We start from the raw sequence: 18,099 nt of genomic DNA on the forward strand, positions 1-18,099 counted from the left end.
TACGGACATGAGTGGGACATGAGCAAAAGGATCACGCGGACCCTAGTGGCCGCATCGGTCGTCGTCGGCCTCGGGTGCGCCTCGGCGTGCTCGGGCGGCGACGGCAAGGACAAGAAGGCGGCACGGACGTCGGCCACCGGACAGTCGGCCGACACATCGAAGGAGCAGGGCAAAGAGGGGGCCGAGGGCAAGGACCAGGGCCAGGACCAGGCGAAGGGGTCGAGCAAGGGTTCTTCGGTCGCCTCGGACGCGGACGAGCCCCTGACCCGGGCGCAGTTGAAGAAGGCCGCGCTCGCGACGGGTGACGTCAAGGGCTACAAGGTCGAGGGCGCCGGATCCGCCGACCTCCAGGGGGCGTCCTCCCCGGCGGCCCCGGCCAAGTGTCAGCCGGTCGCCGACATGTTCCTGTTCACCACCGACCCGGTCTCACGGACCTCCCTCAGCCGTGGCATCACGGCCAAGGACGAGACGGACGCCTCGGTGACCACGCTCGCGCTCCTCTCGTACGGATCGGGCGAGGCCGACGACGTGCTCGACGGGCTGCGCAAGGCGACGGGGGAGTGCACCGCGTACCAGTACGTCGGCTACAAGTACTCCGGGGTCAAGGAGCTGGCCGATCCGAAGCTGGGCGACGAGTCCGTCGCGTTCCGGCTGGTCGCCTCCATCGAGGGGGCGGAGGTCCCGGCCGCGTACACGGTCGTCCGCGACGGTTCGACGCTGGTCGCCTTCAGCTCGATGAACATGCTGGACGCCGACGAGGTCGAGGTCCCGGCCGAACTCGTCGAGGCGCAGCTCGCCAAGCTCAAGAAGACGACGGCCTGACAGGACGGGACGGAAGGGCACGGCCCGGGACACGGGACCGGCCGCACGGCGTACCGACGACGCACCGACGGTGTACCGACGGCGCACCGACGGCGCACCGGACAGGCGAAGGGCCCCGCGGGACAACCGCGGGGCCCTTCGTGGTCAGCACCGACGTCAGGGCAGCGCCGGTGCCTGCGGGACGGCGCCGGGGGGTGCGCCGTTTACTGGCTTGTCCGCCCGGTCGGCGCCCCGGCGCACCGGGGGAGTGCGCATGGTCTCGACCAATGGCGGTAAGACGATCCAATGCTGCTGTCTGCTCTGGGACTTGGGGTGGTTCCAAACATCGTGCTCGATGGGCCGCGGCCTCCGCAACCGTTTCGACCGCCCTTGCACAGATTCCGCCGGTCGGTTCCGGGCGTCCCCGGAACCGACCTCTCTTGGGTGACCGGGCTGCTGTCCCCTGCCGTCCGGTCACTTCTCTGGAACGAGGTCCCACGGCGCACGTCCGTACGCCTCATCGTTCCAGCGGAGCCACGCGTGGTTCTTCGGGCCCGCCCCTGGCTGACACGGACACCGGGACCAACGAAGCCCGCCGCGGGGCGGTCACGCGCCGTACGGGTGAGAGGACATGCGTACGTGCGTGCACCGGACGTCCGTCGTACGGGGATGTCGTACGCGGATCGGATCCCGGACGTCCTCGGCCTCCCCGGATCTCGGAAGCCGGCTTCAGACGCGGCCCCGGCACAGCTCCAGGAGCGTCATCGCGAGCGAGGTGCCCGGCTTGCCGAGCGCGTCCCTGTAGTGGCCGAGGACGTCCATCTCGCGTGACAGGTTCACGCGGCGGCCTCCGGAGGCGATCCGGGCCTCCTGGATGACCGCCGAGATCGCCATGCGTTCCTGGACGAGGCCGATGATCCGGTCGTCCAGGGCGTCGATGCGTTCGCGGGCGCCGGTGATGACGTCGGCGGCCTCTTCGGTACGGGCGCCGGTCTTGTCCGTGTCGGTGGCTGTGCTCATCTCGGGGGCTCCTCTTCGGGTGGGGTGCCCCGGAGCGGCAAGGCCCGGAAACCGCGAGGCGCCCCGGGCCTTGTCGGCCCGGGGCGCCTGGGAAGTCGCTTGTCAGTTGCTCAAGCAGCACGACCATGGCAGCCGGTGGGCCGGTTGCCATAGGTAAAGACGAAGGTCTCGTGCGTGAGCATGGGAGCAGTATGCCCGGGCGGGCGGTGCCGTCCAACTCGGTTCGAATCCTGAGACATCTTCTTTCGCCCCCGCCGCCCCTACCCATTCCCGTCCCTTTTCAGGGGCTCCGCCCCCGAACCCCCGCTCCTCAAACGCCGGAGGGGCTGGTTGTCAGCCCGTCCGGCGTTTGAGGACGAGGCCGTTCAGGCCGATGGCGGGGGTCTGGGGGCGGCAGCCCCCAGGGACGGGACGGTGGCTCCGGGCGCCCGGTTAGACTCGGGAGCACATCCCTGCTGAACCGCCGGAAGGCAAACCGTGCCAGAAGCGTCCCCCGTCGCCCCCGACACCGTCCTGGTCGTCGACTTCGGTGCGCAGTACGCCCAGCTCATCGCCCGCCGAGTCCGCGAGGCCCGCGTCTACAGCGAGATCGTGCCGAGCACCATGCCGGTCGCGGAGATGCTCGCCAAGAACCCGGCGGCGATCATCCTCTCCGGCGGCCCCTCGTCGGTGTACGCGGAAGGCGCGCCCCGCCTGGACCGCGCGCTCTTCGAGGCCGGCGTCCCGGTCTTCGGCATGTGCTACGGCTTCCAGCTGATGGCGACCACCCTCGGCGGCACGGTCGACAACACGGGCGCCCGCGAGTACGGCCGTACGCCGCTGCACGTCTCCAAGTCGGGCTCGACCCTCTTCGAGGGCACCCCGGACGAGCAGTCGGTGTGGATGTCCCACGGCGACGCGTGCAGCGCGGCCCCGGAGGGCTTCTCGGTCACGGCCTCCACGGACGTCGTCCCGGTCGCCGCCTTCGAGAACGACGAGAAGCGGCTGTACGGGGTCCAGTACCACCCCGAGGTCATGCACTCCACGCACGGCCAGCAGGTGCTCGAACACTTCCTGTACCGGGGCGCGGGCCTGACCCCCTCCTGGACCACCGGCAATGTGATCGAGGAGCAGGTCGCCGCGATCCGCGAGCAGGTCGGCGACAAGCGCGCCATCTGCGGCCTCTCCGGCGGCGTGGACTCCGCGGTCGCCGCGGCCCTCGTCCAGAAGGCCATCGGCACCCAGCTGACCTGCGTGTACGTCGACCACGGTCTGATGCGCCAGGGCGAGACCGAGCAGGTCGAGAAGGACTTCGTGGCCGCGACCGGCGTACAGCTGAAGGTCGTGGACGCGGAGGAGCGCTTCCTCACCGCCCTCAAGGGAGTCAGTGACCCCGAGGAGAAGCGGAAGATCATCGGGCGCGAGTTCATCCGCGTCTTCGAGCAGGCCCAGGCCGAGATCATCGCGGACGAGGGTCCCGAGGTCGCCTTCCTGGTGCAGGGCACGCTCTACCCGGACGTCGTCGAGTCCGGCGGCGGCACCGGCACCGCCAACATCAAGTCCCACCACAACGTGGGCGGGCTGCCGGAAGACCTCGAGTTCAAGCTGATCGAGCCGCTGCGCAAGCTGTTCAAGGACGAGGTCCGGATGGTCGGCCAGGAGCTCGGCCTGCCGGACGAGATCGTCCAGCGCCAGCCGTTCCCGGGCCCCGGCCTCGGCATCCGGATCGTCGGCGAGGTCACCAAGGAGCGGCTCGACCTGCTCCGCGAGGCCGACGCCATTGCCCGCGAGGAGCTGACGGCGGCCGGCCTCGACCGCGACATCTGGCAGTGCCCGGTCGTGCTGCTCGCGGACGTCCGCAGCGTCGGCGTCCAGGGCGACGGCCGGACGTACGGCCACCCGATCGTGCTGCGGCCCGTCTCGTCCGAGGACGCGATGACCGCCGACTGGTCGCGCCTGCCGTACGACGTCCTCGCGAAGATCTCGACACGCATCACGAACGAGGTCGCGGACGTCAACCGGGTCGTCCTCGACGTCACGTCGAAGCCGCCGGGCACCATCGAGTGGGAGTAGCCCCACGGCCCCGGGTGTCCCCGGGGCTCACGTCCGCTTGAGAGTCCGCACCGGCTCTCCGGGCTTCCAGATCTCGACGACCAGATACGTGTCGTCCTCGACGTAGGTCCGTACGACCTCCGTCAGCTCGGTGCGGAAGAGGTGGAACGGCTCCGGCGGTTCCACCTCTTCGGCGTACCGGGCGCGCTCCGCCGGGTCCTCGACCTCGACGGCCCGGCCCGCGATCCGTACGTCGCCGCCCGCCATCTCCGTGCCGGGACCCGGATTGGCCTGGAGGGCGAAGCGCGGGTCGCGGCGCAGGTCCAGTGCCTTGAGCGAGTCGGGCATCATGCCGAGCCACAACTCCCCGTTCAGGAAACGGACTTCGAGTCCCGAGGTGCGTGGCGACCCGTCCTTGCGGAGGGTCGCCACGATGTGGTGCGTGAAGGCCGAGAACCGGTCCTCGACGGTCTTGGCGAGGTCCGGTTCCGCGGCGGTGAACGCTGCCCAGTTCGATGTCCTGCGAGTCGATGTCGTCCGAGTCATACGACGAGTCTGACGCCGATACCCGACATCTTCTGGCGCCTTTCAGGCGGAGGATTCCTCTTCGGGCGGATCGCTCAGATCAGCCCCGCCGAGCGCAGCCGGCGGGCCAGCCGGTCCTTCCGTAACACCTCCAGACGCAGGAAGAGCGCGAACACCGCGGCCATGGTGGCGCTCGCGGCGAGCGAGGCCCTCCAGCCCGCGGGGATCAGCAGCAGCGCCATGAGGGCCGCGCTGGCGGTCATGAAGACGGCCTTGCGGCGCCAGTCCAGGTCGTCGGAGAGCGCGTCGAACTCGATACGGGCCTTGAGCAGGCCGACCGCGGGCGCCACGTCCGGCAGCGGTTTGAGCGTGCCGGGGCGCATGCCCGGAGCGCGGCCGGCGGCGAGGCGGCCGAGGGCGGCCGTGCTGCGTTCGCGGGCCTCGGGGCGGGGGTCGCGGGTCAGGCGGACCTGGAGTGTCTGGCCGAGTCTGTTCGTCTCCTCGTAGCGGAATCCGTACTGCACGGCGATGTAGGTGAGCGCGGCGAGGCGGCGGGGGGATCCACCGAGGTCGTCCAGGACGACCACATCGCGCGTGGCGATCTGTCTGAGCATGCCTGTGACAAGGCGCTCGTTTCTCTTCATGGGCGGGTGGGGGGTGCGGTCGCGGGACGCGGTCCGCGCAGCATAGGGGGGTGACTGCGCACGGGGGGTCCTCCAGGGGGCGTCGGTGCAGGTGCCCGACCGAATAGATTGGCTCCAGACAGGCAGACCAGCGACCCCGTGCAACGGTTGTGCACTCTCTTCACGAACATCTCTGTTCTCCTGCGCTGACCGCCGGTAACTTCCCGCCCGTAAACACGTACGGAGTCCGTACCTCAGGGCTGGAGGACATATGCCCGGGCCCACACCGCCCCTGCCGCTTCCCACCGACCGGCTGCGGTTCGCCATGCCGCCGATGCACGAGTCGCTCGACGACGAACGGCGGCACCGCAAGGAACGCCTCGCGGGCGCGCTGCGGCTCTTCGGCCGGCTCGGGTTCGAGGACGGGGTCTCCGGTCACATCACCGCGCGCGATCCCGAATACAGCAACTGTTTCTGGGTCAACCCGTTCGGAATGCCGTTCAAGCACGTCACGGTCAGTGACCTGGTCATGGCCAACGAGGACGGGCAGGTGATCGAGGGCCGGTATCACGTGAACCAGGCGGCGTTCACCGTGCACGCCCAGGTGCACGCCGCCCGGCCGGACGTCGTCGCGGTCGCCCACTGCCACTCGGTGCACGGCCGCGCGCTGTCCGCGCTCGGCGACCTGCTCGACCCGATCACCCAGGAGAGCTGCGCCTTCTACGAGGACCACGCGCTGTACGACGCGTACTCGGGGGTCGCCGTGGACGCCGAGGAGGGGCGGCGCATCGCCTCCGGGCTCGGCACCCGCAAGGCGCTCGTGCTGCGCAACCACGGGCTGCTGACCGTCGGCGACTCGGTGGACGCGGCGGCCTGGTGGTTCCTGTCGATGGAGCGCTCGTGCCAGGTGCAGCTGACCGCGTGCGCCGCGGGCCGTCCCGTACTCATCGACCACAAGCAGGCGGTCGCGACACGGGAGCAGCTCGGCGGGGATCTGGTGGCGTGGATCAACTACCAGCCGCTGTGGCAGGACATCAGCCGCAGCGAACCCGATCTCCTCAGCTAGCCGGTCTCCCCAGTCGGAAGGCCCCAGTCGGAAGGCCCGAGTCGCCCGTGTCAGAAGTCCCGCAGCACCGCCGCCTTCGTCGTCGCGAACTCCTCGTCCGTCAGCACCCCGTCGCGGTGCAGTTCGCCCAACTCCCTGAGGCGGCGCAGGAGTACGTCGTGGTGGCCCTGCCGGGGCAGCTGCGGTACGGCGTCCTCGGGCGCGGCCGGGAGGCGGGGCGGGTCGCCCTGGGCGTACTCGCCGGACCGGGTGGACGGGTGCGGGAGCCGGGCCATGACCGCGGTGGCGACCAGCGCCGTGAGCAGATCGCGCCGGGCACTGCCCCACAGGTCGAGGGCGAACGGGTCCTTCTCCGGCGGCAGTTTGGAGAACACCGAGTCGCGCGTCACGAAGCGCAGGAACCCGTCCTCGTAACCGGAGTTGGGCAGCCACTCCACCTGGACCAGGTCCGGCAGGTCGATGATGCGCGGGCCCGTCGCACGCTTCACCCGGTCCGAGGTGTCGCTCCAGTCGATACGGACCCGGGTGCCGTCGAAGGACACCGTGCCGTCGCTGGAACGGACCGAAACGGGGACGGGCGGGCCGGGCACGAGGTAGGTTCTGGCCGGTTCCTTGGGAATCTCTTCGAGGAGCAGGGCGCGCCGGATCTCCTCGGCGACGTACTCGGCGACGCCCGAGCGGTCGATGTCCACCACCAGCCGGTACGGGTCCGCGGGCTCCGGCAGGCGGCCACCGGTCGCCTGGAGCAGCGGGTCGGCGCCCTCGCGGAGTCTCAGGCGCAGGCGGCCCCGCTTGCGTTCGGGTTCGTAGGCGACGCCCGCGACCGCTTCGAGGGGCACGGCGATCTCTCCGTACGTCTGCCGGAACAGCGGCACGGAGCGGTGCAGTCCAGGAGTGATCCGGACCGTGCTGCCGTCGAAGGCCCAGGTCCCGTCGCGCTGGATGATCTCGGCCATACGGGAATTCTCGCAGCCGGGTCAACACGGGGGTGGGTGGTTCACCCGCGCTGACCAGACCTGGCGGACGCGCGGGGTGTGGGGTACGGCACAATGCGCTGTCGTCGCGAGGCAGTTGTGCGGCTGCGCAGATGTGCGGGGGTTGACTGTGCGACCGGTGGCCGTGGGGCCGGTGGTCGTGCCGCTGTCCGTGGTGCGGCGGTGGCGTGCGAACGTGGCATTTCGGTAGGGCGTGCGGTCGGTTCGGTGGGGCGTGCGGTAAATGAGGGTTCGACCCAATGGTCTGGAAGGCGGCAACGGGCGTGGCGGTGCAGGAGACTGGACAGGGCGTGGGGCGTGAAGCCGGGCGCGGCGCCGGTCGGAGCGGGCACGAGGGGGGCTGCACCTGCGGGAACTGTCCGCACGGGGCACGCGAGGGGCATCGGCGAGCCGTTGCCGAATTCCTTTCCAAGCGGGACGAATTGGCCTCCGGGCGGGGTCTGCCCGCGGCCGTCGCCTACTCGGCCGGGGCATCCAGGCAGTGGGTCTCGGACGAGCTGACCCAGTCCGCGGACGTCGTCGCGGAGCGCGGGCGGGCCGAGGGCGAGGTCTGGCTCGGCCTGGTGTGGCGGCGAACCGTCATCGCCGTATGGGGAGTTGTCGTCGTCCTGCTCCTGGTGCAGACGTTCACCGCGATCGGGGCGGGCTGGACGGCCGCGCGGACCGCGGGGCTGGTGGCCGCGGTGGTCGTGAGCGCGCTGCTGACCGGGGCCTCGTGGTTCCACCGGGCGCGGGGCGGGGTACTGGCGCCCGTCATCGGCGAGGACAACCGGCTCTCCACCTCACGTGCCGTGGCGGTCGGCTGGGTGCTGTTCGTCGTCTACGCCGTGCTCGTGCTGGCGGGCCGGCTGGCCGGCGCGTCCTCCCCCGACCAGCGCGACTCCCTGATCGCCGGGCTCGACCTCGCACGGGGAGCCGGGATCGTGACCGTGCTCGCCGTCGTGTGCGCGATCGCCGTGCTCGTGCGGCGGGTCGTGGGGCTGCGCGTCCTCGGACAGCGGCTGCAGAAGGTACGGGCCGACCGGCCCCGGGCCGCGGATCTCCTCACCGACGACTCCGGCCGCGGCAGCTTCGCCGACATCCAGTACGTGGTCGTGGGCGCCGTCGCGCTGGTCTTCGCGGCGGTCCGGCTGGCCCGGCGGCCCGAGCAGCTGCCCGATCTGCCGTGGGGGCTGGCCGTGATGGTGCTGGTGTCGGCCGCCACGTACGTCGCCGGGAAGTACGCCGAGGGCGGGCGGCCGGTGATCCTGTCGGTCGTGCGGGCCCGCGAGGCGGGGGACCTGGACGCGCCGATCCGGACCGGCGACGACATCGAGATCCGGGGTGCCGGATTCGTGCCGCCCGGCGCGCAGGGCGCGGACCGGCTGTCGCGGATGGTCGTGCGGATCGGGGCCGTGCATGTGCATGTGCCACTGGTTCCGGTGCCCGGCGGGTTCAGCAACCCGTCCGACGCGGTGCTCACCGTGCCGGTACCGGCGGACGTGGAGCCCGGGCGGGTGGACGTACAGGTCGTCACCGCGGCGGGGCTGGAGACGAACCGGGTGGGGATCGATGTGACGGAGTGACGGCGGCGCCCGGCCCAGGGCTCCCACCCGCCACTCGCATGGACGCCGTAGGGACATCTCCCCGGAGGGCGGCCTGCGGATGCGGATCCTCCGTTCCCGTACAGGCCCAAAAGGGATGTACAGGGGGACCTGGTGAAAATTTGTGCGTCCGCTCTTGAGCGGGAACTTCTCTTCGTACGTATCGTCTGTTGAGGGGTGAACCGTTCGGCGGCGGCGAGAGGCGGCGGAGAGCGATGGCTCACGGCATGCGAATGGACACGCACTCCGGGTACGGGGACGACGGCGGCGGTGACTGGCGGGATACCGCGACGCGCTACGCCCTGCTACCGCTGCGGGTCTTCCTCGGCGTCACCTTCATCTACGCGGGAATCGACAAGCTGACCGACAGCGCCTTCATGCACGACGCCGGGGCCGGGTCCGTCGGCGACCTGATGCGGACGGTGCGCGACTCGTCGGCCATTCCCGCGCTCGTCGATCTCGCCCTGAAGAATCCCGTCGGCTTCGGCTATGCCATCGCCTTCGGTGAGCTCGCGGTGGGTATCGGCACGCTGATCGGCCTCTTCGCTCGTCTCGCCGCGTTCGGCGGCGCCCTGATCTCCCTCAGCCTCTGGCTGACGGTGAGCTGGGCCTCGGACCCGTACTACTACGGCAACGACCTCCCCTACCTGATGGCCTGGCTGCCGATCGTGCTCGCCGGGGCGTCGGTGTTCTCGGTGGACGCGATGATCCGGTCCCGGCGCAGGCGCCGAACGAGCAGCGCCTACTAGGCGCTCCGCCGGACGAAGTGATCAACCCGTGGGCCGGTGGGGCTGGTCGCGCCTCCGCGGCGGAGCCGCATATGTCACAGCCCCGCGCCCCCTTGGGGGCGCGCCTCTTCCTGAGCCTCTCGTGTCGGTAGCGCGCGGCGCCGCCGACGGCGGATTCCGTGGGCCAGGGTGCCCGCCGCGGCTGCCAGGCAGAGGCCGACCGTGACGAGGGGGATCACCACGAACCACGGGGTGTCCCAGGCCTCGCCCGCGTCTCCGGCGTAGACGACGCCCGTGAGGGTGAGGAAGAGGCCCGCGATGAGCCGGCCGGGCTGGAACTCATGACGTGCCACGGGTGACCTCCGCCTGTCCGATGCCGACTTCGAGGGTGAGGTCGAGCGTGCCGCCTGCCTTGGTCTTGTCCGTGCTCTTTCCCGTGGGGGAGAGCGTCACCTGCTTGTGCTTGCCCGGGGCCACGTCCACGTCCTGCTTGTCGTCGCCGGGCAACTGGATGTCGCCGACGCCCACTTCGACGACCAGCTTCACCGTCACGTCCTCGGGCAGGATCACCTTGAGCTGTCCCATCCCCACCTCGGCGTTCGTCGTCACGGTCCGGCCCTCGGCGAGGTCGATCCGGCTGAGGTCGAGCGTGCCGACACCGGTGCCGAGGTTGTAGTGCTCCTGTACGGCGGCGGCCGTGGCCGGTGTCCAGTCCGTACGGACCCAGTGGGTGGTGATGTCCTTCGGCAGTGCCGCCGAGCCCGCCAGGAGGCCCGCCGTGACGATGGCGAGGAAGATCGACCCCGCTCCCGTACGCCCCCGGAATGCGCTGACCGCGATGCCCACACCGAGCACGCCGAGCGCACAGGCCAGGCCGGTCTGCAGGCTGGCGCCCAGTGGGCGGTCGTCCCAGGTCAGGCGGGTGGCGAGCAGGCCCGCGAGGAGGGCGAGCAGGAACACCGAGCCGCCGATCGAGCGGGGGCCGCGCGGCTTGGGCGCCCGGGGCCGTATGTCCCGGCCGTGGCCGCCGCCGTGCGCGATGGTGATCGCCGCCGCGATGTCGCGCTCGCGCACGTCCTTGGGACCCCACAGATAGCCCGTGCCGCCCACATGCGTGCCGTCCTTGACGATGGGCTCGCGCCACCAGGACGGGAACGAGGCAGGGACGGGCGGTGCCTGTGCCTCCGGCGGCGCGTCGGCGACGGCCTGCGCGGCGAGCGGGTCGGGGTCCTCCGTCGCGCGCTGCCGCGACCAGTACCCGGCGCCCGCGAGGAGCAAGGAGAGCGTCGTCGCGAACGTCAGCACGCCGCGGTTGGTCAGCATGGACAGGAACACACCGCAGCCGACCAGGGCGAACAGCACGCCCGCCAGCGCCTGGCCGTCGACCCGGCCGGTGAGGAGCTTGCGCACCTCGTTCTCGTCCTCGTCGTCGTTCGGGACGAAGAGCCAGGCGAAGCCGTAGAAGATGAGGCCGAGGCCGCCGGTCGCCGAGAGCACGGCGAGCACGATCCGGAAGATCACCGGGTCCATGTCACAGTGCCGCCCGAGCCCCGCGCACACGCCGCCCAGCATCTTGTGCCGCGGGTCGCGCCGGAACTTCCGCGGGACCTCGGGCTCACCGGGCTCCCCGGGCGGGACCGGACTTCCCGGCGTCTGCGGCTCCCCGGGTACGCGCGGCTCCTCGCCCGCCGTCGCCCGGGCGCCCGCCGCGGGCACGGTGTCCTGCGGCTCCGCCCCCGGGATTCCGCTCCCGGCCGGGCCGGAGCCGGGTCCCGGACCCGGCGCGGCGTGCTGGTGATCTGTCATGTGTCCATGGTGACGGCCGCGACGGCCTGACGGGAGTCGGTACGACCCTGGCCGAACCCTGAAATCGACCCTGGGCCGGACCCTCAGGCGGTGATCGCCGAGGGGACTCCGCGCAGATTCGGAGGCGACCCCCGAGCAGATTCGGAGGCGACCCCCGAGCCGATTCGAAGATCAGGGGAGTCTAGGGGGTCGACCCTGATGCCCGGCGCCCTCCGGCGTGTGAACATCGATGGCATGCCGGAAGCCGCAACCCTGATCGTCGAGAACCCGCGGCCGCCGCGCAAGCTCTACCGCAGCAGTGACGGACGCTGGCTCGGAGGGGTGGCGCGGGGGCTCGCGGGCCATCTCGGGCTGCCCGTGATCTGGGTGCGCCTGGTCTTCGTCGGACTGATGATGGCGGACGGCCTCGGCGCGTTGCTGTACGCGGCGTTCTGGTTCTTCGTCCCGCTCGGCGTCGGCGGTGTGGACGCCGAGCGGCCCCCCGCCCTCGCCACCGAGACCGCGCCGGACGGCCGCCGCAGACTCGTCGCCCGCAAGCCCGACAAGGGCCAGATCGTCGCGCTGCTCGCCATGGTCGTGGTGGCCCTGATCTTCGTCGGCAATGTGGACCTGAGCGGCGGAGCCAAGGCCTACCTCTGGCCCACCGTCCTCGTGGGCGCGGGCGTCGCCCTGGTCTGGCGCCAGGCGGACAACGCGCGGCGGGCCCGCTGGATGGAGGTCGGCCGCCGCAAGCGCACGATCACCCTGCTCCGCTCCGCGGCCGGCGTCCTGCTCGTCGCCACGGGCGTCTCCGCGATCTTCGTCCTCCAGGGCTCCGCCGCCCACCTCGGATCGGTCCTCCAGGCCGCGCTCGCGGTCCTCGTCGGCATAGCGCTGCTCGCCGGCCCGTATCTCGTCCGCATGACCCAGGACCTCTCCGAGGAGCGCCTGATGCGCATCCGCGCCCAGGAGCGCGCGGAGGTCGCCGCCCACGTCCACGACTCGGTGCTGCACACCCTGACCCTGATACAGCGGAACGCGGAGAACGCGAACGAGGTCCGACGCCTCGCCCGCGCCCAGGAGCGCGACCTGCGCAACTGGCTCTACAAGCCCGAGGGCACCGGCAAGGACGAGGACGACGAACCCGGCACGCTCGCGGAGGCCGTGAAGCGCAACGCCGCCGAGGTGGAGGACAAGCACGGCGTCCCCATCGAGGTCGTGGTCGTCGGCGACTGCCCGCTCGACGACCGGATCGGCGCCCAGATGCAGGCCGCGAGGGAAGCCATGGTGAACGCGGCCAAGTACGGTGGCGAGGGCGGCGCGGTGCAGGTCTTCGCCGAGGTCGAGGGGAGGACCGTCTTCGTGTCGGTTCGGGACCGCGGTCCGGGCTTCGACCTGGATTCGATACCCAACGACCGCATGGGCGTCAGAGAATCGATCATCGGCCGCATGGAGCGCAACGGCGGTACGGCGCGGCTGCGCGCGGTGCCGGACGGCGGCACGGAGGTCGAGCTGGAGATGGAGAGGGCGGAGACATGAGCGACGCGAACGAACCGACCGGAGCGGTCGAGCCGGACGCCGGCACGACCGGCGCGGGCACGGCCGGCGGCCCTGCCGCGGCGACCGGTGCGGCCGGTTCGACCGGAGCCGACACACCGTCCGGGGCCGCCACGGCCAACAACCCTGCGGGCGCCCCCGATCCGGCGGGCTCCGCGCCCGGGCGACGCGTGCGCGTGGTCCTCGTCGACGACCACCGCATGTTCCGTACGGGGGTCCAGGCGGAGATCGGGCAGACCGAGCGGACCGGCGTCGAGGTGGTCGGCGAGGCCGCCGACGTCGACCAGGCCGTCACGGTCATCACGGCGACCCGGCCCGAGGTCGTCCTCCTCGACGTGCACCTGCCGGGCGGCGGCGGGGTCGAAGTCCTGCGGCGCTGCTCGCCGTTGATGGCGGACGCCGAGCAGCCGGTGCGGTTCCTCGCGCTGTCCGTGTCGGACGCCGCGGAGGACGTCATCGGTGTGATCCGCGGCGGCGCCCGTGGCTACGTCACGAAGACGATCACCGGCACGGACCTCGTCGACTCCATCTTCCGCGTCCAGGACGGCGACGCGGTCTTCTCGCCCCGCCTGGCGGGCTTCGTCCTCGACGCCTTCGCCTCCACCGACGCCCCGCCCGTCGACGAGGACCTGGACCGCCTCACCCAGCGCGAGCGCGAGGTCCTGCGTCTCATCGCCCGCGGGTACGCGTACAAGGAGATCGCCAAGCAGCTGTTCATCTCGGTGAAGACGGTCGAGTCCCACGTCTCGGCGGTGCTGAGGAAGCTCCAGCTGTCGAACCGGCACGAGCTGACGCGGTGGGCGACGGCGCGACGGCTGGTCTGACGTCAGGGGCAGGGGGCAGGGGGCAGGGGGCGGGGGAAAGCGGGACCCCGAGGACTGGGATGTCAGCCGCCTTGACCCTCAGCCGCCCTGATCCTCGGCACCAGGAGCGGCGGCTGCCGGTGCTGCCCGGGGCCCCAACACCCGTACGGCCCACCGATAGTGCCGTACAGCCTTTGCCACGCCGATCAGACCGGTCAGCCAGAGGATGAACCCGATCCCCATCACGAGCACCACGTCGCTGTAGGCGTCCCGTCCGGGCCTCGCCTCCGCGACACCCGCGAACGACGTCCACAGCCCGAACGCGCAGACGACGAGCGAGGAGAGCAGCCAGAAGAGGCTCAGCCCGGAGGAGCGCAGGCGGTCGTCGGTGGGCGGATGGCTGTCCAACCGCAGCCAGGCGTCGAGAAGTTGGCTGATATGGCGGTCCCGCCGGACGGCTAGGACGACGGCCACGACGGAGGGCGCCAGCGAGGCCAGACCGAGGACCGCGAAGAGCGGACCCAGGATGAACCCGGTGGGATCGCGTTGCTCCAGTTGCTGCAACGGCAGGACCAGCAGCGCCCATCCGATGATCGCCGCGACCGCCAGCAGCCAGAGCAGCAGCACCCGGTGCACCCCGAGACTGCGTCTGCGCAACTCCTCCAACGCCCGCCCGCGGTCCGCCAGCAGCGCCGACCTGTCCGGCCAGCCGCTGACGTACGCGGGCGGCAGCGGAGGCGGCAGCGTGGGGCCAGGCATCGAATCCTTCGGGAGGGCGACGGCGAACCAGGCGGAACGGGACGGCAGAACGGGGTGGAAGAGAATGAAGCATGCGAGAGAGCGAGGCGAACGGGACCGAGCGGATCGCGACCGTGCGGTGCGGCATGTCGAACAGTGCCACGAGGACGCTACCTCGCCGCTGTACCCGCGCGACGCCCATCCACGCCAGTCCGACGCCCGAACGGCTTGAACTCCCCCGCTCCCTCCACCAATCCCTGCCTGTTCCACCCAACCCTGCCTGTTCGCCTGCCGGCCGGCTCACGCCACGCGCGTGGCCCCCGCGAACGGCATCTCGTCGATCGGCGCCACCCGCACCGGCGCCGACGGATTGGGCGCGTGGACCATCTGCCCGTTGCCCACGTACAGCCCCACATGGCTGATGCCCGAGTAGAAGAACACCAGGTCGCCGGGGCGCAGTTCGGACCGTGACACCCGCTGGCCCGCGTTGATCTGCGCGTACGTGGTGCGGGGCAGTTCGATCCCCGCGGCACGGTACGCGGCCTGCATCAGCCCCGAGCAGTCGAAGGCGTCGGGTCCGGTGGCGCCCCACACGTACGGGCTGCCGAGTTTCCCGTACGCATACGAAATGGCGTTCGCAGCACGGGAGTTGGGGGCAGCGGCCGACGAACCGGTGCTGCCGCCCAGATCGCGCGGGCCCGCGGCGGAACGTGAGGCGCGGGCGGTGTCCGCGTCGTCGGCGCCGATGCGGGCCCGGTCCGAGTCCGAGAGCCGCGACAGCAGATCCCGTGCCTCTCCCAGCTTCCCGGTGACGGTCGTCTTGTGCCGCTTCAGCTCCGCCTGCCGCTCCTTGAGCGAGGTGAGTTCGACGTGCGCGGCCCCGCGCAACTGCTCGATCTCGCGCAGCTGTCGGCGTACGCGCGACACCTTCGAGGCCTGCCTGCTGCCGGCCCGCTCGGCGAACGCGGCCCCGTCCAGGTACTGGTCGGGATCGGAGGAGAGCATGAGCCCGAGCGCGGGGTCGACGCCGCCGTCCCGGTACTGCGCGGCCGCCAGTGAACCGAGCGCGTCCCGCTCCGAGTTGAGCCGTTCCGTCCGGCGCGCGGCCTCGTCCGCCAGGGTGTCCAGGCGGCCCCGCGTCTTCGTCGACTTCTCCTTCGCGCCGTTGTACTTCTCGGTGGCGACCTCCGCCTCCTGGTACAACTTGTCGACCTTCGCCTTGACCTGAGCGGGTGTCAGCTCGGGAGCGGCGGTTCCCGTCCCCTCGAAGCCGGTCGCGCTCGCCGCGCCCGCCAGCGCGATGGTGAAGGCGGTGCGGGCCGTACTGCCGCCGACTGAGCGCTGTCTCGGCTTGCGGTGCGCTGCCACGTGCGATCCACGTCCTTCCGTACGGCCGCCGAGGAGTTGGTGCGTCCCGCGGCGGCGGCCCTCAGGGCCGGTTGCACGTCCGGCGGCGGCCCGCACAGGGGGAGCGGGCCGCCGCCGGACCTTTCTCGGCGGTGGTGTCCGGATGCCGCCCCTGACCCGGGCGGTGGTGGGGAGCCGGTCACCTGGAGAAGGACGCTAAACCTGCGACCGCGGCGGGGGTAACGGCATGTACGGAAGTGGTGGGACTCGGACATGAGCTGACCGGGTACGACCGCGATCCGGGCCCGGGGCCGCCGACTTGACGTGGTGCGGTGACCGATGCGCGGATTGTGGGGAAACGGGGGGCGACCGGGTGCTATGGGCTCCGCCGGAGCCGGGTATTCGAGGCGGGTGTGCGGGCCGGGGGCGGTGTGCGGTGGTACGGAGGCGTTTGGTTAGTGTCCGGAGCCATGGACGTACTCATTCATGTCTTCGTCGCCCTGCACATCATCGGCATCGCGTCCCTCCTCGGCGGCTTCCTCACCCAGCTGAAGGCCATGAGCGACGGCACGGCCCGCTTCAGCCCGGCCATGCTCCACGGCGCGCTGACGATGCTGGTCACCGGCGCGATCCTGGTCGGCCTCAACCAGGCCGACGACCAGACCGTCAACAACATCAAGATCGGCGTGAAGCTCGCCCTGCTGGTCGTGATCCTCGGCCTCGTGTACGTGAAACGGGACGAGGAGAAGGTGGAGAACAGCCTGTTCGGCCTGGTGGGCGGACTGACCACGGCGAACATCTTCATCGCGGTGCTCTGGACCTGAGCGGAAACGGGAGCCTGAGCGGAAACAGGAGAGGGCACACGCGCGTGTGCCCTCTCCCATTTCCACCCAGGTCTACGAAAGGCCCCTCACGAAGCCGAAGCCCCTCACGCCGGGCGCACCACGCTGTGGATCGGCATGTAGTAGATCGACTCCTCGCGGACGTACGCCCCCGGCTTGGGCGCGTGGATCATCATGCCGTCGCCGATGTAGATACCGACGTGGCTGATGTCGTCGTAGAAGAAGACCAGGTCACCGGGTTGGGCGCTGTTCACGGAGACCGTCGTGCCGGCCTTGACCTGGTCCCAGGTGGTGCGCGGGAGGGTGACGCCGGCGGCCTTCCAGGCGGCCTGGGTGAGGCCGGAGCAGTCGTACGAGCCGGGGCCGCTCGCGCCCCAGACGTACGGCTTGCCGATCTGGGCGCGGGCGAAGGCGAGCGCCTTGTCGGCCTTGGCGGTGGAGGCGGTGGAGCCGGACCCGGAGGTCCCTGAGGCGCTCCCGGAGCTCGTGGATGTCCCGGTGTCCTGCGCGGCCTCCTGGCGCCGCCGCTCGGCGTCGGCCGCCTGCTGCCGGGCCAGCTCGTCGGCCTTGCGCTGGGCCTCTTCCTGCTTCTGCCGCTCGATCGCGGCGAGCCGCGCCTTCTCCTCGGTGGTCAGCTTCGAGAGGAGGTCGCGCGCCGTGGCGAGCTTCCGCTGGACGTCCGCCTTGGACGTCTTCAGCGAGCTCTGCGTCCTGGTGAGCGTCTCCAGGCTCTCGGACGCCTCCTGCCGCTTCTCCGTCGTCGCGGTCTGCTGCGTCACGTAGTCGTCGACGGACTGCTTCTGGCGGCTGGTGAGCCGGTCCATCAGCTGGGTCTGGTCGAAGTAGTCCTGCGGGTTGTCCGCGAGGAGGAGGGAGGCGGTGTCGGGGGCGGCGGCCCCGGTGCGGTACTGCGCGGCGGCGAACGTACCGAGCTCCTCGCGCGCGTCGTTGAGCTTCTCCGTGCGGCGCGCCACGTCGTCGAGGAGGGTGTCGACGCGCTTCTTCTGCTTGGTGGTCTTCTCCTTGGCCGCGTTGTACTTCTCGCTGGCCGTCTCCGCCTGGCGGTAGAGGTCGCCGACCTTCTTCTCGACTTCCTCGAGGCTCGGCCTGGGCTCCTCGGAGGGCGACGCGTTCGCCGTCTGGGAGAGGAGGGCCACCGAGGTCAGGGCCGCGGTGGCGATGGCCGGAGTCCGTATGCCCATGGGACTGGGGGGCCGGGACCTGCGGTGTGGCGCCACGAGGGCGTCTCCTTCCGTCGTCCGCCTACCGAGTTAGCTGTCGGGTTCGGGCGGGTGCTCCGGAAGGTTTGCCCTACGGCCCGTTTCCCCGAAGGGAGTTGGACCGATTCACCCCAAGGTCGGTGGGTCCCCGGCTCCGTCGGCCACGAGGGCCTGCCGGACTCGGCGGAGGCCGCTCGGCCCGGCGTGTTCGCCGGTGCGGGTCGTGCGGCCCACATAAAAGTTAGCCAATTCGTGTGGCCCCTGTGAAGTTTGATGTGCGATATGCCCGATACATTTTCGTGACCTTAGCCTTGGACTCGATTCGCGATTGCCAATTCGGATGGTTCTGCCCCGAGTTGTCTACTAGGTGAAGCCCGCCCCACTGCAGCGCCCCTTCAGGGGCGCGGGGAACTGCGCACGCCAACCAAAGCCGAC

17 protein-coding genes and 1 riboswitch are annotated in these 18,099 nt (G+C 71.0%); of the genes, 8 read left to right on the forward strand and 9 right to left on the reverse strand.

The genetic code is table 11. From position 1 onward, the window contains the following. The first annotated feature begins 18 nt into the window (after window positions 1-18). Window positions 19-822 (forward strand): hypothetical protein, encoded by an 804-nt coding sequence (locus ACN20J_RS30080; RefSeq protein ID WP_419667227.1) that lies wholly within the window; start codon window positions 19-21, stop codon window positions 820-822. Between the two features lie 708 nt (window positions 823-1,530). Here ACN20J_RS30080 and ACN20J_RS30085 read toward each other — a convergent pair. Next, window positions 1,531-1,821, reverse strand: a complete 291-nt coding sequence (locus tag ACN20J_RS30085; RefSeq protein WP_361893790.1) for a chorismate mutase — start codon at window positions 1,819-1,821, stop codon at window positions 1,531-1,533. Between the two features lie 477 nt (window positions 1,822-2,298). On the opposite strand from ACN20J_RS30085, the gene guaA reads away from it, so the two are divergent. Further along, complete coding sequence (gene guaA, locus ACN20J_RS30090) at window positions 2,299-3,873, forward strand: glutamine-hydrolyzing GMP synthase (protein WP_190229536.1); 1,575 nt, start codon at window positions 2,299-2,301, stop codon at window positions 3,871-3,873. Between the two features lie 27 nt (window positions 3,874-3,900). On the opposite strand, the gene ACN20J_RS30095 is transcribed toward guaA, so the two are convergent. Beyond that, a complete protein-coding gene (locus tag ACN20J_RS30095; protein WP_190229537.1) occupies window positions 3,901-4,398 on the reverse strand; it encodes a pyridoxamine 5'-phosphate oxidase family protein in 498 nt (165 codons plus the stop codon). Between the two features lie 74 nt (window positions 4,399-4,472). Then, window positions 4,473-4,991 carry a hypothetical protein gene (locus ACN20J_RS30100; protein ID WP_189837194.1) on the reverse strand — a complete coding sequence of 173 codons (519 nt, stop codon included), beginning with the start codon at window positions 4,989-4,991 and terminating at the stop codon, window positions 4,473-4,475. Between the two features lie 280 nt (window positions 4,992-5,271). Between ACN20J_RS30100 and ACN20J_RS30105 the strand changes: the two genes are divergently transcribed. Continuing rightward, window positions 5,272-6,066, forward strand: coding sequence for a class II aldolase/adducin family protein (locus tag ACN20J_RS30105; protein ID WP_189837195.1), 795 nt, complete (start codon window positions 5,272-5,274; stop codon window positions 6,064-6,066). Window positions 6,067-6,116: 50 nt separating this feature from the next. Here the strand turns inward: ACN20J_RS30105 and ACN20J_RS30110 are convergent, their stop codons facing one another. After that, window positions 6,117-7,022 carry a DUF4429 domain-containing protein gene (locus ACN20J_RS30110; RefSeq protein ID WP_361915774.1) on the reverse strand — a complete coding sequence of 302 codons (906 nt, stop codon included), beginning with the start codon at window positions 7,020-7,022 and terminating at the stop codon, window positions 6,117-6,119. A gap of 302 nt (window positions 7,023-7,324) precedes the next feature. Here ACN20J_RS30110 and ACN20J_RS30115 point away from each other — a divergent pair, with 302 nt between their 5' ends. Together ACN20J_RS30115 and ACN20J_RS30120 are read left to right on the forward strand one after the other, a co-directional pair. Beyond that, a complete protein-coding gene (locus ACN20J_RS30115) occupies window positions 7,325-8,626 on the forward strand; it encodes a hypothetical protein (protein WP_190229539.1) in 1,302 nt (433 codons plus the stop codon). A gap of 245 nt (window positions 8,627-8,871) precedes the next feature. Then, window positions 8,872-9,393: a DoxX family protein gene (locus ACN20J_RS30120; RefSeq protein WP_372505399.1), complete on the forward strand. Its 522-nt coding sequence runs from the start codon at window positions 8,872-8,874 to the stop codon at window positions 9,391-9,393. A 74-nt stretch (window positions 9,394-9,467) separates the two neighbouring features. Here the strand turns inward: ACN20J_RS30120 and ACN20J_RS30125 are convergent, their stop codons facing one another. Both ACN20J_RS30125 and ACN20J_RS30130 read right to left on the reverse strand, forming a co-directional pair. Beyond that, entirely contained in the window at window positions 9,468-9,725 is a 258-nt protein-coding gene (locus ACN20J_RS30125; RefSeq protein ID WP_259333309.1) for a hypothetical protein, read from the reverse strand. Continuing rightward, entirely contained in the window at window positions 9,712-11,178 is a 1,467-nt protein-coding gene (locus ACN20J_RS30130; protein ID WP_419667228.1) for a PspC domain-containing protein, read from the reverse strand. The genes ACN20J_RS30125 and ACN20J_RS30130 overlap by 14 nt, the downstream gene beginning before the upstream one ends. Before the next feature lie 234 nt (window positions 11,179-11,412). On the opposite strand from ACN20J_RS30130, the gene ACN20J_RS30135 reads away from it, so the two are divergent. After that, the gene (locus ACN20J_RS30135) at window positions 11,413-12,696 is read left to right on the forward strand and encodes an ATP-binding protein (protein ID WP_189837200.1); all 1,284 of its coding nucleotides are present in this window, start codon (window positions 11,413-11,415) and stop codon (window positions 12,694-12,696) included. Further along, complete coding sequence (locus ACN20J_RS30140) at window positions 12,693-13,538, forward strand: response regulator transcription factor (RefSeq protein ID WP_361915780.1); 846 nt, start codon at window positions 12,693-12,695, stop codon at window positions 13,536-13,538. Before ACN20J_RS30135 ends, ACN20J_RS30140 begins: the two co-directional genes overlap by 4 nt. 78 nt (window positions 13,539-13,616) lie before the next feature. Here ACN20J_RS30140 and ACN20J_RS30145 read toward each other — a convergent pair whose 3' ends face one another. Together ACN20J_RS30145 and ACN20J_RS30150 are read right to left on the reverse strand one after the other, a co-directional pair. Then, window positions 13,617-14,276, reverse strand: a complete 660-nt coding sequence (locus ACN20J_RS30145; protein WP_361915783.1) for a hypothetical protein — start codon at window positions 14,274-14,276, stop codon at window positions 13,617-13,619. Between the two features lie 279 nt (window positions 14,277-14,555). Next, the gene (locus tag ACN20J_RS30150) at window positions 14,556-15,623 is read right to left on the reverse strand and encodes an NlpC/P60 family protein (protein WP_419667229.1); all 1,068 of its coding nucleotides are present in this window, start codon (window positions 15,621-15,623) and stop codon (window positions 14,556-14,558) included. Between the two features lie 449 nt (window positions 15,624-16,072). Here ACN20J_RS30150 and ACN20J_RS30155 point away from each other — a divergent pair, with 449 nt between their 5' ends. Beyond that, window positions 16,073-16,426 (forward strand): hypothetical protein, encoded by a 354-nt coding sequence (locus ACN20J_RS30155; protein WP_189837204.1) that lies wholly within the window; start codon window positions 16,073-16,075, stop codon window positions 16,424-16,426. 104 nt (window positions 16,427-16,530) lie between these two features. Here ACN20J_RS30155 and ACN20J_RS30160 read toward each other — a convergent pair whose 3' ends face one another. Next, entirely contained in the window at window positions 16,531-17,682 is a 1,152-nt protein-coding gene (locus ACN20J_RS30160; protein ID WP_419667230.1) for an NlpC/P60 family protein, read from the reverse strand. A 6-nt stretch (window positions 17,683-17,688) separates the two neighbouring features. Then, a riboswitch (cyclic di-AMP (ydaO/yuaA leader) is annotated at window positions 17,689-17,860 on the reverse strand. Window positions 17,861-18,099: the final 239 nt, after the last annotated feature.

The organism is Streptomyces sp. 2-1 (genome assembly GCF_048564895.1).
Taxonomy (GTDB): domain Bacteria; phylum Actinomycetota; class Actinomycetes; order Streptomycetales; family Streptomycetaceae; genus Streptomyces; species Streptomyces phaeochromogenes.

Bases quoted from the DNA above. Each gene is read 5' to 3' on its own strand.
- ACN20J_RS30095 (WP_190229537.1), bottom strand. From the start codon at position 4,398: ATGACTCGGACGACATCGACTCGCAGGACATCGAACTGGGCAGCGTTC.
- ACN20J_RS30145 (WP_361915783.1), bottom strand. From the start codon at position 14,276: ATGCCTGGCCCCACGCTGCCGCCTCCGCTGCCGCCCGCGTACGTCAGC.
- ACN20J_RS30135 (WP_189837200.1), top strand. From the start codon at position 11,413: ATGCCGGAAGCCGCAACCCTGATCGTCGAGAACCCGCGGCCGCCGCGC.
- ACN20J_RS30110 (WP_361915774.1), bottom strand. From the start codon at position 7,022: ATGGCCGAGATCATCCAGCGCGACGGGACCTGGGCCTTCGACGGCAGC.
- ACN20J_RS30155 (WP_189837204.1), top strand. From the start codon at position 16,073: ATGGACGTACTCATTCATGTCTTCGTCGCCCTGCACATCATCGGCATC.
- ACN20J_RS30105 (WP_189837195.1), top strand. From the start codon at position 5,272: ATGCCCGGGCCCACACCGCCCCTGCCGCTTCCCACCGACCGGCTGCGG.
- ACN20J_RS30100 (WP_189837194.1), bottom strand. From the start codon at position 4,991: ATGCTCAGACAGATCGCCACGCGCGATGTGGTCGTCCTGGACGACCTC.
- ACN20J_RS30140 (WP_361915780.1), top strand. From the start codon at position 12,693: ATGAGCGACGCGAACGAACCGACCGGAGCGGTCGAGCCGGACGCCGGC.
- ACN20J_RS30085 (WP_361893790.1), bottom strand. From the start codon at position 1,821: ATGAGCACAGCCACCGACACGGACAAGACCGGCGCCCGTACCGAAGAG.
- ACN20J_RS30120 (WP_372505399.1), top strand. From the start codon at position 8,872: ATGCGAATGGACACGCACTCCGGGTACGGGGACGACGGCGGCGGTGAC.
- ACN20J_RS30080 (WP_419667227.1), top strand. From the start codon at position 19: ATGAGCAAAAGGATCACGCGGACCCTAGTGGCCGCATCGGTCGTCGTC.
- ACN20J_RS30130 (WP_419667228.1), bottom strand. From the start codon at position 11,178: ATGACAGATCACCAGCACGCCGCGCCGGGTCCGGGACCCGGCTCCGGC.